The organism is Acidimicrobiales bacterium (assembly GCA_035536915.1).
In the GTDB taxonomy this organism is placed as follows: domain Bacteria; phylum Actinomycetota; class Acidimicrobiia; order Acidimicrobiales; family JAHWLA01; genus JAHWLA01.
This window is the reverse complement of sequence record DATLNE010000040.1, coordinates 80,163-94,996: the sequence shown is the minus strand read 5'-3', so window position 1 is coordinate 94,996 and position 14,834 is coordinate 80,163. Positions and strand designations below refer to the sequence as shown.

Annotated in this window: 13 protein-coding genes and 1 tRNA gene; 4 read left to right on the top strand and 10 right to left on the bottom strand. The window is 70.1% G+C overall.

Features of this window, described 5'->3' with window-relative positions; translation table 11 throughout:
* Positions 1–9 precede the first annotated feature (9 nt).
* From VM938_11270 to VM938_11225, 10 genes are all read right to left on the bottom strand, one after another.
* Positions 10–1,821: an N-acetylmuramoyl-L-alanine amidase gene (locus tag VM938_11270; protein HVF75618.1), complete on the bottom strand. Its 1,812-nt coding sequence runs from the start codon at positions 1,819–1,821 to the stop codon at positions 10–12.
* 156 nt (positions 1,822–1,977) lie between these two features.
* The gene (locus VM938_11265) at positions 1,978–3,906 is read right to left on the bottom strand and encodes a S8 family serine peptidase (protein HVF75617.1); all 1,929 of its coding nucleotides are present in this window, start codon (positions 3,904–3,906) and stop codon (positions 1,978–1,980) included.
* Positions 3,907–3,910: 4 nt separating this feature from the next.
* Positions 3,911–5,095 (bottom strand): glycosyltransferase family 4 protein, encoded by a 1,185-nt coding sequence (locus VM938_11260; GenBank protein ID HVF75616.1) that lies wholly within the window; start codon positions 5,093–5,095, stop codon positions 3,911–3,913.
* Positions 5,092–6,147 (bottom strand): glycosyltransferase, encoded by a 1,056-nt coding sequence (locus tag VM938_11255; protein HVF75615.1) that lies wholly within the window; start codon positions 6,145–6,147, stop codon positions 5,092–5,094. The genes VM938_11260 and VM938_11255 overlap by 4 nt, the downstream gene beginning before the upstream one ends.
* A complete protein-coding gene (locus VM938_11250) occupies positions 6,144–7,220 on the bottom strand; it encodes a glycosyltransferase (protein HVF75614.1) in 1,077 nt (358 codons plus the stop codon). Before VM938_11250 ends, VM938_11255 begins: the two co-directional genes overlap by 4 nt.
* Positions 7,220–8,215 carry a methyltransferase domain-containing protein gene (locus VM938_11245; GenBank protein HVF75613.1) on the bottom strand — a complete coding sequence of 332 codons (996 nt, stop codon included), beginning with the start codon at positions 8,213–8,215 and terminating at the stop codon, positions 7,220–7,222. Before VM938_11245 ends, VM938_11250 begins: the two co-directional genes overlap by 1 nt.
* Positions 8,212–9,459, bottom strand: coding sequence for an ABC transporter ATP-binding protein (locus tag VM938_11240; GenBank protein ID HVF75612.1), 1,248 nt, complete (start codon positions 9,457–9,459; stop codon positions 8,212–8,214). Before VM938_11240 ends, VM938_11245 begins: the two co-directional genes overlap by 4 nt.
* A gap of 7 nt (positions 9,460–9,466) precedes the next feature.
* The gene (locus tag VM938_11235) at positions 9,467–10,363 is read right to left on the bottom strand and encodes an ABC transporter permease (GenBank protein ID HVF75611.1); all 897 of its coding nucleotides are present in this window, start codon (positions 10,361–10,363) and stop codon (positions 9,467–9,469) included.
* Positions 10,364–10,574: 211 nt separating this feature from the next.
* Positions 10,575–11,432 (bottom strand): fumarylacetoacetate hydrolase family protein, encoded by an 858-nt coding sequence (locus VM938_11230; GenBank protein HVF75610.1) that lies wholly within the window; start codon positions 11,430–11,432, stop codon positions 10,575–10,577.
* A gap of 94 nt (positions 11,433–11,526) precedes the next feature.
* Complete coding sequence (locus VM938_11225) at positions 11,527–12,135, bottom strand: ATP-dependent Clp protease proteolytic subunit (GenBank protein ID HVF75609.1); 609 nt, start codon at positions 12,133–12,135, stop codon at positions 11,527–11,529.
* Between the two features lie 44 nt (positions 12,136–12,179).
* On the opposite strand from VM938_11225, the gene VM938_11220 reads away from it, so the two are divergent.
* From VM938_11220 to VM938_11205, 4 genes are all read left to right on the top strand, one after another.
* Positions 12,180–12,261 (top strand) — tRNA-Leu (locus VM938_11220).
* Between the two features lie 345 nt (positions 12,262–12,606).
* Entirely contained in the window at positions 12,607–12,906 is a 300-nt protein-coding gene (locus VM938_11215) for a hypothetical protein (protein HVF75608.1), read from the top strand.
* Positions 12,893–13,888 (top strand): alanine racemase, encoded by a 996-nt coding sequence (locus VM938_11210; protein HVF75607.1) that lies wholly within the window; start codon positions 12,893–12,895, stop codon positions 13,886–13,888. The genes VM938_11215 and VM938_11210 overlap by 14 nt, the downstream gene beginning before the upstream one ends.
* Positions 13,889–14,040: 152 nt before the next feature.
* Positions 14,041–14,814 (top strand): hypothetical protein, encoded by a 774-nt coding sequence (locus VM938_11205; protein ID HVF75606.1) that lies wholly within the window; start codon positions 14,041–14,043, stop codon positions 14,812–14,814.
* Positions 14,815–14,834 lie beyond the last annotated feature (20 nt).

Genomic DNA, 14,834 nt, shown 5'->3' with positions numbered 1-14,834 from the left:
AAGGTCACCCTAAGAGGTCGGAGGAGCATCGAGGAGGGCCATGTCGCGAGCGGCGGCGGGCGAGACGGCCCGAGCGCCGTGGAAGCGGGCGTCGCCGAAGGTGTAGACGCTGCCGTCGAGGCCGAGCACGTAGTAGCCGCCCCTGGTCGAGGTGGCCCGCATGGCCGAGGACCCGGCGAACGACGACAGGCCGAGGCCGGGCACGCTGCCGTGGAAGGGCACGTTGAAGGCGAACACGCCGCCGTCGCCCGCCACCATCCAGTAGCCGCTGCCGTCGGAGGCCGCCGTCATGCTGGTGATGGGCGAGTTCAGCTTGATGCTGCCAGTCGAACCATAGAAAGCAGCGTCGCCGAAGGTGAAAATGCCGCCGTCGGACGCCACCAGCCAGTAGCCGAACCCTGACCGGGTGGGGGCCATGCCGACCACGGGCTTGTTGAGCGGCTTGCCACCCATCGAGCCGAAGAACTGGGCGTCGCCGAAGGTGAAGATGCCGCCGTCGGAGGCCACCAGCCAGTAGCCGTTGCCCGTCGGGGTGGCGGCCATGGCGACGACCGGCTTGTTCAACCGCATGCCGCCCGTCGAGCCGTGGAAGACGGCGTTGCCGAAGGAGAAGATGCCGCCGTCGGAGCCGAGCAGCCAGTAGCCGCCGCCGTTGGGCGTCGTCGTCATGGCGATGACGGGGGCGTTCATGCGCTTCCCCTCCATCGACCCGTGGAAGGGCGCTTCGCCGAAGGCGTACACCCGCCCGTCGCTCGCTGCCGTCCAGTAGCCCTTGGTGAGCCCGTGGGCCGAGGCGATGATCCGGCTCACCCGGTCGCGGATGCCGGGCAGCATGTCGTAGAGGACCTGGCCGGGGCAGCTGGTCGACACGCTGTCGCGATGGCCGGAGATGTTGGGAAGCTGCACGGTGGCGCCGTCGGAACGGGTGAAGGTGGCCGACGCCTGCACGTTGATGTCGTGGCGGTCGGCCTTCCAGGCCAGCATGGCCTGCAGCCCGTTAAGTGCGTTCGCCGTGGGGCCGACCGAGGTGTAGGTGCCCAGCATGGCGATGCCGACCGAACCGGTGTTGGCCCCGCCGGCATGGGCGCCCACGACGCCCCGGCCACTGGTGTCCTCGCCGGTGGGGACCTCGCCGGCTGCGTACCGGCGGGAGTAGCGGCCTTCGTAGACGCGGCCCTGCTCGTCGACCAGGAAGTTGTAGCCGATGTCGGCCCAGCCGTTGCCCTGCACGTGGTACGTGTAGATGGCCCGCACGGTGGCGGCCGGATCGGGGTCGCCGTTGCCGGTGACGGTGTGGTGCACGATCAGCCGCTTGATGGGGGCGAACGACGGCGAGCTGCGCCGCAACGACTCGTCGGCGCCCCACTGCGCCCGGGTGATCACGCCCGGCTGGCCCACTCGTGTGTCGGCCATCGAGGCGGTGGCCGAGGCGGGCTTGGCCCGCACCAGCCGCTTGGGCCCGTTGCGGGTGTCGATGGCGTGCACCTCGACGTCGCGGGCATCCCCGGAGACGACCCGGGTCTCGATCTTCTCGGCCCGATCGACCCGCAGGAGGCCGGCGATGACCGGCCCGCCCGCGGCGTCGGTCAGGTCGTGGTCGACGGTCACCGGCTGCCAGTCGGTCCAGCCGCCGGGACCAAGGGTGCGGACCTCGACGACTGCTTCTTCGTCGCCGGTCCAGCGCACGCCGAGGTGCGAGGCGGGGAAGCCGACGGCACGGGCGCCTGCGGTGGCGTCGCGCACGAGGGCGGCGCGGGTCGCAGGAGCCGCCCACGCCATCCGGACGGGGGCGAACTGCACCAGCCCGACGACGGCCAGCACGAACAGGGAGCGTAAGAGGAGTTTTTGCATGGGAGGCACCGCCGCTGATGTCCCGTCGTTGCGGATGTTGCTGGTGTTGACGATGTTACGGCAGGACGTGACGTAGACGAACGACCTGACCCAGACGTTCCTTTATCGGCACAAAAAGGCGAGGCGTTAACCCATGCCGACAATGGGGGCGTTCAGCGGCATGCCGCCGGTCGACCCGAGGAAGGCTGCGTCGCCGAAGGTGAAGATGCCACCGTCGGACGCCACCATCCAGTAGCCCCGCCCCGAAGGCGTGGGGCGGATGCCGATGATCGGCTTGTTAAGGGGCTTGCCGCCCATCGACCCGTAGAACCCGGCGTCGCCGAAGGCGAAGATGCCGCCGTCGGAGGCGACCATCCAGTAGCCGTTGCCCGAGGGCGTCACCGCCATGCCGACCACCGGCTGGTTGAGGGGCTTGCCGCCCATCGAGCCGAAGAAGCGGGCGTCGCCGAAGGTGAAGATGCCGCCGTCGCGGGCCACCATCCAGTAGCCGGCGCCCGTCGGAGCCGTCGCCAAGGCCACCACCGGCTGGTTGAGCGGCATGCCGCCCGTCGAGCCGTGGAAGGCGGCGTTGCCGAAGGTGAAGATGCCGCCGTCGGCCGCCACCACCCAGTACCCGCCGCCCGACGGCGTCGATTCCATGCCGAGGACGGGGGCGTTGAGTCGAAGCCCCTCGGTGCCGCCGTAGTTGCGGGCGTCGCCGTACGACAGGACCTGGCCGTTCGACGTCACCAGCCAGTAGCCGCGGCGGCTGGGCGTGCCCGACATGCCGACGACGGGGTTGCGCAGCCCGTCGCCCCCTGCCGAGCCGTGGAACCCGGCCGCACCGAAGTTGAAGATGCCGCCGTCGCGGGCGACCATCCAGTAGCCGGGGCCGACCCCCTGCAAAGCGGCACCCACGTCGAGGCGGCCCCACTGGAAGTCGGTGCCGGTTCCCGCGATGGGACGGGCGCTCGACGCCAGGCGAGACCGCACCTGGTCCCCTCCGATGCCGGGATTGGCAGCGAACACCAAGGCGGCGGCCGCCGACACGTGCGGCGTGGCCATCGAGGTACCGCTGAAGATGGCGTAGCCGGTAGTGGACCTGCAGGCGTTGCCGATGGCCGTGGTGCACGTCGACACGATGCCTGCGCCGGGGGCGGCGATCGAGACCCACGAACCCCGGTTGGAGAAGCCGCCGAGGGCGTCGTTGCGGTCGGTGGCCGCCACCCCGATCACGCCGTCGACGGCGGCCGGGTAGTTGCGGGTGGTGCGGGGGTTGCTGTCGTTGCCCGCAGCGGCGACCACCACCAAGCCGGCCCGACGGGCGGCCTGCACCGCTTGGTCGAGGGCCGCCGACGGGTTGGTGTCGGCCAGTGAAAGGTTCACGACCTTGGTCCCGGTGACCACCGCCTCGTTGATGCCGCTCACCACGTCGGATACGTAGCCTGTGCCCGAGTCGTCGAGGACCTTGACGGCCCGCACGGTGGTGTTCCAACCGAGGCCCGCCACGCCGCGGCCGTTGTCGGTCAGGGCGGCGATGGTGCCCGCCACATGGGTGCCGTGGCCGTGGCGGTCGTCGGTGTAGGGGCTGTCGCTGAAGTTGGAGCCGGTGACGACCTTGCCCGCCAGGTCGGGGTGGGTGGCCTGCACGCCCGTGTCGAGCACGGCGACGACGACCGACGAGTTGCCCCGGGTGACGTCCCAGGCCTGAGGCGCGCCGATGCGGACCAAGCCCCACTGGTCGGTGCTGCCGCACACCGACGACGACGGCGGCGCGAAGCACGGATCGGTGGGGGTGACGGCCAGCGACACGCGGCGGTCGGGCTCGGCCCACACGACGCCCGCTTGCCCACGGAGGCGCTCGACGGTGGCGGCCCCTCGACCCTTGGGCACGCGCACCGACCACATGCCGGGCATGAGCTTGCGCTCCACGGTGCCTACGGCGGGGACGCCGTCACCCCGCACGTGCACGATGAGGCGATCGCTGTCGGCGCCGCCGTCGTCGGCCGAGGCGGGCACGGCGGCCAGCAACAGGGCGGCCAGCATGCCGCTCAGCAGCAGTCGCGCAGGCCCCATGTCGTCATTCATCGGCAGCGGCGTGCGCTCGTGAAGCCGCAGAGGTGAGAAACCGCCCGTAGCGCTCGATGATCACGGGCCACCGGAAGTTGGCGTCGACGTAGGCGGCGCCCGCCTCGGCCAACGCGGCGCGGGTGGCTCCGTCGGTGGTCAGGCGGTCGACGGCCGCTTCGAACTCGGCGAAGCCTTCGAACCACAGCCCCCCGCCCGAGCGTTCGCAGTGCTCGCGGGTGGCGTTGCAATGGCCGTTGACGACGACGGGCACCCCCGCCGTCCACGCCTCCATCAGCACGATGGAGAAGGCCTCGAAGTACGACGGGTTGACCAGGGCCGCGCACGTGCGCAGGGCGCCCCATTTCACGTCCTCGTCGACGGGGCCGGCCACCACGATGTCGGGGTGCGCGGGCGGCCGGTTCACCACGGGGCCGGCGAACACCAACGCCAGCGGCCCCGGGCGGCGGGCCTTGTACTCGGCGAAGTAGCGGGCCAGCATGCCCGCCCCCTTGCCGTCGTCGACCCGGCCCAGGCACAGCAGGTAGGGCCGGTCACCCAAGCCGAAGTCGGCGGGGCCGCCCTCGCCTTCCTCGACGCCCAGGCCCATGACGATGTGGGCGCGGTCCCCGATGGCGAACAACGACTCGGCCAGCCGCCGCTCTCCGTAGGTCTGGAAGACGAAGGCCTGCGTGCGGGCGAAGACGTCGCGGAAGATGGGCAGGCGCAGGGGCGGCTCGTCATGAGCCGCCGGGTGCATCACCGCTCGTGGTCCCACGGCAGGCACGCCGTGGACCGTCGGGTAGTAGAGGTAGGGATAGAAGACGACGAGGTCGGCGTCGGTGTCATGGGCGGCGGCGACCACGTCGGGGCACACCGGCCCCTGCAGCTCGATCCAACGCTCGCCGGCGGCCTGGTCGGCGGCCTCGGGCTGGGCCAGGACGCTGCGGGAGAACTGGTCGAAGTTCGGGTCGCGTCCGGCGTGCGATGCGAATCGGCGCACCCGCACGCCGTTGATGTCGACCTCGCCTGCGGAATACTCGTTGCGCCACGTGCCCGCGTCGAGGGCACAAGTGGTGAGGACCTCGACCTCGTAGCCCAGTTGCGACACCAGCCGCTCGGCCAGCATGCGAGCGCCGTACTCGGCGCCGCCGAGCACCTCGAGTCCGTAACGCGGGACCACGTAGGCGACCTTCATGCGCCCACCTGTTGCAACAGGTCGACCCACTGGGCACGGGTGGTGGCGAGGTCGAAGTCGGCCAAGCGGCGCGAGCCTGCCTCCACCACCGCCTCGCGTTCGGCCAGCACCCGGGCCACGGCGGCGGCCACGGTCGCGGGGTCCTTCGCCGGCAGCAGCACGCCCCCGTCGCCCACCGTCTCGGGCACGGCAGCCGCGGCGAAGCCCACGACCGGCACGCGGTTCCACATGGCCTCCACGACCGGCACGCAGAAGCCCTCGTGCTCCGACACCGACACGAACACGTCGGCGGCCTTGTAATAAGCGGCCAGTTGCGCGGCCGGCACCGAGCCGGGCAAGCGCACGGCGTCGGCCAGGCCGAGTTCGGCGGCGAAGCCCTTCACCGCCTCGACGTAGGCGTCCGACGACGAACCGCCGACCAGGTGCAGTCGGGCCTCGGGGTCGTAGAGGCGGCGGTACACGGCGAGCGCCTTCACCAAGTCGTGCTGGCACTTGTTGGGGGCGAGGCGGCCGACGAACAACCAGTTGGTGCCGGGCGCCGCGCTCAACTCGTCGAGCAGCGCGGCGTCGACGTCGGTCTCGAAGCTCGACAGGTCGAGCAGCAACGGCGCCACCGCCGTCTCTGCGAAGCCCTCGAAGCGCAGTTCCTCCTCGCTGTAGTGCGAGTGGCCCACGCCGAGGTCGGCCCGCACGGCCAGTTCCTTCAACTGGTTGCGACCCCACGCGCACCCATAGGCGGCCGCCGGTTCCCACGGCTCGATGAAGTGCGCCGGGGTGATGTTGTGGAAGTCGACGACCAGCGGCTCGGGCCGGTCGACCACGAAGTCGGTGACCACCGATCCGATGGCCATGTGGTACACGAGCACGTCGCCCGGCGCGCCCCGGTAGTCGCTGTGGTGCTTTACGGCGGCCGCATGCGGGCCGCGCCGGTACTCGGCGAACAGCTCCGACTCCACCCCCAGCACCTCACGCGCCAGACGCTGCACCTCCAGCATGTGCGCCCCGGTGGCTCCCGGTTCGAAGGTGGCGACGAACTGGTGCAGCGCCTTCACCGGGTGACCGCCAGCGCTGTCTCCATCACGTCGCGGAAGCGGCGGCGAGCCACGTCGAAAGAGAAGTCGGCGGCCCGTCGCAGGCCCGCCTCCCCCAACGCCTCGCGCAATGCGGCGTCTGTGTAGGCCCGATGGGCGGCACTTGCCACCGTGGCCGGGTCCTTGAGGTCGAGCAGCACGCCCGCGTCTCCCAGCGTCTCGGGCACCGCGGCTGCGGCGTGGGCCACGATCGGCAGGCGGTTGCGCATGGCCTCGATGAGGGGGACACAGAACCCTTCGTGCATCGACAGGCACACGAACACATCCGCCGCTGCGTAGTGCGCGGCCAGCACCTCGTCGGGCACCGAGCCGTGCAGGTGCACGACCCGGCCCAGGCCGAGGGCGCGGCTGTAACGCTCCAGGGCGTCCCAGTAGGCGGCCGACGAACTGCCGCCCACGATGTGCAGCCGGGCGCGTGGGTCGTAGACGCGGCGGTAGAGGGCGAAGGCCTTGACGATGTCGTGCTGGCACTTGTGGGGCGCCACCCGGCCCACGAACAACCAGTCGGCGCCGCCCCGTGCCTTGGCCGCGTGCAGTTGGTCGAGGGCGGCAGGGTCAGGGGCGACAGCCACGGCGTCGAGGTCGACGAGCACCGACGCCGTCGCCGTGCGGGGGTAGCCCGCCGACTGCAGCTCGCCCTCGTTGTAGTGCGAGTCGGCCACGGCGAACTCGGTGTGAAGCGCGAACTCGTGCAGCTGCTCCCGCCCTCGCCGAAGCTCGGAACCGACGTGGGGCTCCCACGTGCCGAACACGGTGTGCGGGGTGATGTTGTGGTAGTTCACGAGCTTGCGCTGGGGTTGGGCCAGCAGCCAGTCGGCCATCTTGCAGCCGGTCGACATCTGGTACAGCAACAGGTCGTCGGGGCGGCCCCGGTAGGCGGTGAACTTGTGGCCGTCGCTGCGGCCCACGATCCCCTGCGCGTAGATCTCGGAGTCGACGCCCATCTCCCGCAGCAGGTCGCGCAAGTGGCGCGAGTGGGTGCCGATGGCGTCGCGCGGCGCGTACGTCGGGAGGAACTGGTGGACGGCGGGCACTAGCGGGGGCGAGCAGCCACCACGGCGAACGACGTGGGCGGGAACAGCGCGGCGTCGACCCGCTCGGCCCAGGCCCGCAGCGGCTCGGGCACGTCGAGCGTCGGGCGAGGCCCGGCATGCAGCGTCGCCTCCAGCCCTCGTTCGCGCAGCAGGTGCGCCCACGTGTCGCCGTGGAAGGGGCGGCCGGCGCCGAGGTCGACTTCGACCGTGGAGCGGGTGCGCTCCCATGCCACAGGGTCGGTGCCGACGACGGCCAAGACGCCTCCCGGTGCGAGGCGGCTCACGGCCTGGTCGGCCAGTCGCAACAGTGCCGCCTTGGGGAAGCGGTCGACGCAGCCGCTGAGCACGATGCCCGCCAGCGTGGCGTCGGGCACCTTGCCCAAGTGCTCGACGACCCCGTCCATGCGGATGTCGAGCTCGTCGTCGGAGGGGTTGCCGTAGGGCTGCACGCCGTAGGCATCGACGCCCTTGTCGGCCAGCGCTCGCACCAGTTCGCCGTTGCCGCACTCGACGTGCAGCACGCGGCCCCCCGCCTCGCGCAAGGCATCGACCAGCAGTGGCAGCCAGTGGTCGAGGTCGGGCATGGCCGCAGGCGAGGCTTCGGCCAGCGGGGCCACCGAGCGGGTGCCGGTGGCCTCTTCAAGCGCGTCGACCCGCTTGCCCAACAGCTTCACGGCGCGCACGATGGCCTCGTTGAAGCCACTGGCTTGTTGGGCCAGGTAACGCAACAGCCACGCCACCGACTTGCGAACCACTCGCTTGACGTGGGGCACTCCCGGCCGCGACGAGGCGGTCGGCGCCAGGATGTCGATGAACGTCGACTGCTCGGCCCGGGTGATCACCTGGTCGAAGTCGCCTTCGAGCGAGCGCACCGGCGCGTAGCGGGCGAACACCAAGTCGAGCTCGCGCTCGAGGTGCGGCGGCAGGTCGCCCGACTCGCGCTTGCGGCGGACGTCCTCCTCGATCTCGGCCAGCAGCCGGCGGTGGTCGATCACGCCGCGCCCTCCGTGCGGTTGTCGCTCAGCACCACGCGCAGCCCGAGGTCGACCTGGCCCACCGTGCGCGTCGGGTTCATGACCTGGAACTGGTGGCGTTGCTCGTGCCAGTCGTACACGGTGGCCTCGTCGTGGCTGTGAGCGCCGACGGTGATGAGGTACGTGCCGTCGAGCAGCGGCGTGGCGTCGGTCTCGAACGAGACCGTGCCCGATCCCTCGATGGCAGTCACGGGTACGCCGAGGATGTCGGTGTTGGCGCCGAAGACCAAGTCGCCCTCCACGTTGTGGATGGCGATGCCGAGCACCACGTCGTCGAGCCGCTCCGCCGTCTCGTAGAAGACGCGGATGGCAAGCGGCTCGCCAGGCAGCAGGTAGTCGCGCTCCCCCACGCCGGGGTGCTCGATGCGCACGTCGGTCATGCGCAGCTTGAGGTTGCGGCGCCGTTCCTGGGCGGGCACGCCGTTGTCCTCTTCGAGGACAGGCACCAATTCTTCGGCCTCTTGGTGGCGGTCGCTCTGGAGCAGGTGCTCCCGGTAGGAGCGCACGGCCTCGCCCGGCGTGCCCCACGCCACCATCTTCCCGTGGTCGAGCACGGCGGCCCGGTCGCACACCTGGCGCACCAGGTCGGGCGAGTGGGTGACGACGATGATCGTGCGCCCCTCGCGCTGGAAGCGCTTGACCCGGTCGAGGCACTTGCGCTGGAAGGCTTCGTCGCCCACCGACAGCACCTCGTCGACCAGCAGCACGTCGGGGTCCATGTTGACGGCGACGGCGAATCCCAGCCGCACGTACATGCCCGACGAGTAGTGCTTCACCTGGTTGTCGATGAACTTCTCCAACTCGGCGAAGGCGACGATCTCGTCGAAGCGCTTCTCGATCTCCTTCTTGGGCATGCCCAGGATCGAGGCGTTGAGGAAGACGTTCTCGCGGCCGGTGAGCTCGGGGTGGAAGCCCGCGCCCAGCTCGAGCAGCGCCGCCAGCCTGCCGACCACGGAGATGGTGCCGTTGGTCGGCTGGAGGATGCCGGCGATGCACTTGAGCAACGTCGACTTGCCCGAGCCGTTGTGGCCGAGCAGGCCGACGGTCTCGCCCTGCTCGATGGTGAGGTCGATGTCGTCGAGGGCCCAGAACTCCTCGTAGGGCACCTTGCCGAAGTGGATCACCCGCTCCTTCAGCGAGGTGTAGCGCTCCTTCTGGAGGCGGAAGCGCTTGGAGACGTCGCGCACGTCGACGGCAGCGGCCATGCCCGGCTCAGAGCTCCTCGGCGAAGTTGCCCTCGACCCGCCCGAACAGCTTGAGGGCGAGGGCGAGCAGCACGAGCGACACGCCGGCCACGATCAGCAACTGCGTGAGGTACCAGAGCGGGCCTGCGTCGGCGGGCAGCACGCCGATCCGCAGCCCGGCCGGTCCGACGGGGTCGGTCTGGTTGTAGATGGCCCGCTGGAAGGTCAACACGATGGGCGTCACCGGGTTGAGCCGGTACAGCCAGGCGTTCTCGCCCAGGCGGTCGGCCACCAGCCGGTACTGGTACACGATCGGCGTCATCCAGAACCACGCCAACAGGACCAGTTCCAACAGGTGCTGGGTGTCGCGGGCGTAGACGTTGACGGCGGCCAGCATCACGCCGAGCGCCGAAGCCAGCAGCAGCAAGGCCACCAAGGCCACCGGGATCAGCAGCATGAACGTGGGCGACGGCACGTAGCGGAAGCCCACCAAGGCGATGAGCAGCACGCAGCCCTGCAGGAAGAAGTGGATGAGCGAGGCGCCTACCGCGGCCAGGGCGAGGATCTCGCGGGGGAACGACACCTTCTTGACGATGGCCGAGTTGGTGACGATCGAGCCGGTGGCGGCGGCGAGGCCGGTGGAGAACAGGTTCCACACGAGCAGGCCGGAGAGCAGGTAGATGGCGAAGTAGGGGATGCCGTTCTTCAGCACGAGCTGGAAGACCAGGTAGAAGACGCCCAGGTAGAGGGCGGGGTTGGCCATCGACCAGAAGAAGCCGAGGGCGCTGTTCTTGTACTTGACCTTGAGCTCTTTGCGCACGAGGCCGACCAGCAGCTCGCGGTAGCGCCAGATCTCTACGACGCGCTGCGTCACCGTGGTGCGGTTCGAGATGACGCGCGTCGGCTTGGCTTCGGCTCTGCTCACGGTGGCCCGATCCTACCGGGGAGGGTGGTTTCCGCCCGAATCTAGTGACCCGAGTTGGAAGTCGGTGAGCAGTTCGGCGAGCCAGGATCGCCGGTCGCAAGGCCGCAGGATCGACGCGCTGGCCTTGCCCCCACCGCTAGATCCGAGAACGCCGCGAGCGGTGATCCTGGCCGTCGAAAAGCCGGTGAATTTCCAACTCGGGTCACTTCGGTCAGTCCAGGTCGGCTTCGGCCACGCACTCGTTGCGCATGGTGCCGAGGCCTTCGATTGTCGTTTCCAGCACGTCGCCGTGGCGCAGGTACACCTGCGGTGTGCGGCCGAAGCCGACGCCCGCGGGCGTGCCGGTCAGGCAGATGTCGCCCGGCGAGAGGGTCATGACCGACGACAGCAGCTCCATCAGGTGGGCGACGTCGACGATCATGTCGGCAGTGGTGTCGTCTTGCATCACCTCGCCGTTGCGCTTGCATGTGATGCGCAGGGCGTTGGGGTTGTCGAGCTCGTCGAGGGTGACGATGGCCGGGCCCATGGGGCAGAAGGTGTCGAAGCTCTTGCCCAGCGAGAACTGGTAGCTGGCGGCCATCTGCACGAACCGCTCGGAGATGTCCTGGGCCACAGTGAAGCCCCGCAACGAGTCGAGGGCGTCACGGGGGCGGACGTTGCGGCCGCCGACCCCGATGACGAAGGCCAGCTCGGCTTCCCAGTCGGTGGTGCCCTCGCCCTTGGGCAACACGATGGGGTCGTAGGGACCGCTCAGGCTGGACGGGAACTTGGTGAACACGGCCGGGATGGGCATCACGTCGAGGCCCGCTTCCTGGGCGTGCTTCCGGTAGTTCATGCCGATGGCGTAGACGGCCTGCGGCCCGGGCACAGGCGGGCCGAGGTGCACCTGGTCGACGGGGACGCCGCCGCCGAAGGAGCCGGTCTCGTGCATGACGAGGGCGCGGTCCCAATGGTCGGTGATCACCTCCATCGGGCTTCCCGGGATCTCGCCGCCCGACAGTTCGGCGAGGTCGTAGACCAAGCCGTCGACCAAAAGCGCGGCGCGGCCTCCCGCGTTGACGAACCTCATGGCAACGATCATCCCTCGCCGGAGCCGCCGGATGGCGGTTCTGGTCCGTTGATCCGGCGCTGGAGCGCCGGATCAACGGACCAGAACGACGAAATCAGACCTGGAGGACCTCGGCCTGCGAGGCGCGCTCGATGACCTTGTCGACCATGCCGTAGTCGCGGGCCTCATCGGCCGTGAACCAGCGGTCGCGGTCGGAGTCGGCCTCGATGCGCTCGATGGGCTGGCCCGTGTGGAAGGCGATGCGCTCGGCCATCATCCGCTTGAGGTAGACGATCTGCTCGGCCTGGATGGCGATGTCGGCCGCCTGGCCCTGCACGCCGCCGTGGGGCTGGTGCATGAGGATGCGCGAGTGCGGCAAGGCGTAGCGCTTGCCAGGGGCGCCGGCGCACAGGAGGAACTGGCCCATGGAGGCGGCCAGGCCCATGCACACCGTCGACACGTCGCACGAGACGAGCTGCATGGTGTCGTAGACGGCGAGGCCCGCGGTGACCGAGCCGCCGGGCGAGTTGATGTAGAGCGAGATGTCGCGCTCGGGGTCCTCGGCGGCGAGGAGGAGGAGCTGCGCGCACACGAGATTGGCGGAGGCGTCGTCGACCTGCGTGCCCAGGAACACGATGCGCTCGCGCAGCAGTCGCTGGTAGATGTCGAAGGAGCGGTCGCCGGGCATGAACTGGCCGTAGGCAGCAGGCAGGATCTCGGGCATGGGCCCGAGGGTATCGCCGCCCGGGGGCCTATGGTGTTGGCGCCGTGGGCGTGGCGGAATTGGCAGACGCGCCGGGTTTAGGTCCCGGTCCCTTCGGGGGTGGAGGTTCGAGTCCTCTCGCCCACACCCGGCAGGTTCCCGTGCAGGTCGCGGATGGCCTCGGCGATGCGGCGCAGTTGGTCGTACGACGGCGTGGCCCCGATGTGCCAGGCGCCGCAGACGAAGCAGCGGTACGGCGCCACCCGTCGCCCCTGCTCGCGCATGCGCTGGGCGACGATGCGGGCGCAGCGGGCGCCGTACGCCCGCTTGTGCCCGCACGAGTGGGCCATGGCTTCTGCGGTGGCCTGTTGCATGGCGCCTCCCGAGCTCTTCTGCTCTTACTACGTACGGGGCGCCGATTTCGTCGCGGCAATCGCCGGAATTTTTTCGAGCATCCACCAGCCGCCGAGCGACCGATGGGATGCTTCGACGGTGACCAAGGCACGGATGTTGGTGGCCGCGGGGGCGTTGGTCGGCACCTTCTTCGGGGGTGCGGCAACCGTCGGCGCACAGGACGACTACGTGCGAACGCGGCCCGCCACAGTGACCCGTGACCCGGTTCGCCCTGCTGCTCCGGCGGAGCCCGACACCAAGGTGCTGGGCCGGGTGGTGACCCGCAGCGCGCCGATCCCCATCACCGGCGGCGACGTGGCCGGCCTCGTGGCGGTCGGCATGGGCGCCATCGGCACGGGCACGCTGCTCCTGCGGCGCGGTCGACGTGCGCCTCGATGACCTGACCACCCCGGCGCTGCTCGTCGAGGCCGACGCCCTCGACGCCAACCTGTCGCTCATGGCCTCGGCCTTACCCGGCACGCGGATGCGGCCCCACGTCAAGGCCCACAAGTGCACCTCGCTGGCGCGCCGCCAGCGCGAGGTGGGGCACGTCGGCTTCACCTGCGCCACCGTGCGGGAGATGGAGGGAATGGCGGCGGCCGGGTTGGGCGACGACCTGCTGCTGGCCAACGAAGTGCTCGATGCCCGGCGACTCGGGGCACTGGCGGGCGCCGCTCGGGTGACGGTGGCCGTCGACTCGGAGGCGACGATCGAAGCCGCGGTCGCAGGCGGCGTGCGCGAGGTGGTCATCGACGTGAACGTCGGGCTGCCCCGGTGCGGGTGCCGTCCCGACGACGCCGGTCGGCTGGCGGCGTTGGCCCGTTCGCGTGGACTTCGGGTCCGAGGCGTCATGGGCTACGAGGGCCACGTGGTGGGCATCGAGTCGCGTGAGGTGCGGGCCGAGGGCGTGGCGGCATCGATGGCGCTCTTGCTGGCGGCAGCCGACGACGTTGCCGGTGACGACGGCATCGTGTCGGCCGGCGGCACCGGCACGTACGACATCAACCCGCAGGCGACCGAGATCCAGGCCGGGTCGTACGCGTTGATGGACACCACCTACGGGCGCTGCGGGCTCCCGTTCGAGCAGGCACTGAGCGTGCTGTCGACGATCATCTCGGTAGGCGACGGCTGGGTGGTGGCCGACTGCGGGCTCAAGTCGTTCGGCATGGACCACGGCAACCCCAGCGTGCCCGGCGCAACCGTCTGGTTCACGTCCGACGAGCACCTGACGTTCGCCCCCGAGTCGCCGCTCCAGGTGGGCGACCAGGTGCGGGTGCTGCCCGCCCACGTCGACCCCACCGTCGCCTACCACGAGGTGATGCACCTGGTGCGGGGCGACGACGTCGTCGAGACCTGGCCGGTCGACCTCCGCGGCTGGTAGCTACTGCCAAGTAAGGTAGGCGCCGCCTGGGGGGCAGGCGTTGCTGGGGTCGAGTCTGCTGTTGGTGTCTCGGTCGCTCCGCCGGTTGCTCCGGGCGTTCACGCGGACAATCAAGGAGCAACATGAAACGAGCACTTGCACTGCTGGCCACGATGGCTCTTGCCGGCCTTTGCGGCGTCGCACCGGCACAGGGGGCGCCATCCGACTGGTGTAGCGACGACACGCCGGGCCAGCTGGAGATCCCCATTCTCCCGTCGCCCGTCTATCTGGCGGCGACAGTCAATCCGCTCTACTCCCACGTCGAGCTGTGCTACCGAGCAGGTCCGGCAGCGGGCGCAATCGGCACCATTGTCGGACCCAACCGACCCAATCCGACGGGCGCCGTCGCCTGGGTCTACTGCGCCAGTGACCCCGGCGTGAGCCAGCCCGTCAACTGCGATGCGCTCAATTCGGTGTCGACGACACCGAACACTTCCGGAACGTCCGTGAGCCCGAGTGGGGCATTCATCGGATTCGAGATCCCGTTCCAGGTGTGCCTGGTCACCGCTGCGAACTGCAACGGCGGATCCCCGGAACTTCTGGCTACCGGTGTCGCAGTCGGTGGATTGGCCCCCGTCACCGGGCCTCCCGGATCTGTGGGCGCGGGCTACGGCCTCTCGTTCGTCGAGGTGTGGCTTAACGGGAGCATGGTGTACCGGCAGACGGGCGCTGGGGCCGGTGCCTTCGGGACGCCGGGCGTCCCTGGGCTTTCGACGCCGACGTTGGGTTCGACGCCGCCTTGCGTGATCGGTGGCCTGTGCCTTGACGGCAAGCTCGCCGTCACGGGTGCGACGACGACCGTCACGCTCGTCCTGCCCACGGGCACGACGCCGGTGCCGATCACAGTGCCGTCGGCGTGCATCGTGAACTTCGACGCGCCCTGCTGACCCACCGTCCCCGAGTACAT

Excerpts from the sequence above, each read along its gene's own strand:
- VM938_11260 (HVF75616.1), bottom strand. The coding sequence starts at position 5,095 with ATGAAGGTCGCCTACGTGGTCCCGCGTTACGGACTCGAGGTGCTCGGC.
- VM938_11265 (HVF75617.1), bottom strand. The coding sequence starts at position 3,906 with ATGGGGCCTGCGCGACTGCTGCTGAGCGGCATGCTGGCCGCCCTGTTG.
- VM938_11230 (HVF75610.1), bottom strand. The coding sequence starts at position 11,432 with ATGAGGTTCGTCAACGCGGGAGGCCGCGCCGCGCTTTTGGTCGACGGC.
- VM938_11205 (HVF75606.1), top strand. The coding sequence starts at position 14,041 with ATGGCTCTTGCCGGCCTTTGCGGCGTCGCACCGGCACAGGGGGCGCCA.
- VM938_11240 (HVF75612.1), bottom strand. The coding sequence starts at position 9,459 with ATGGCCGCTGCCGTCGACGTGCGCGACGTCTCCAAGCGCTTCCGCCTC.
- VM938_11225 (HVF75609.1), bottom strand. The coding sequence starts at position 12,135 with ATGCCCGAGATCCTGCCTGCTGCCTACGGCCAGTTCATGCCCGGCGAC.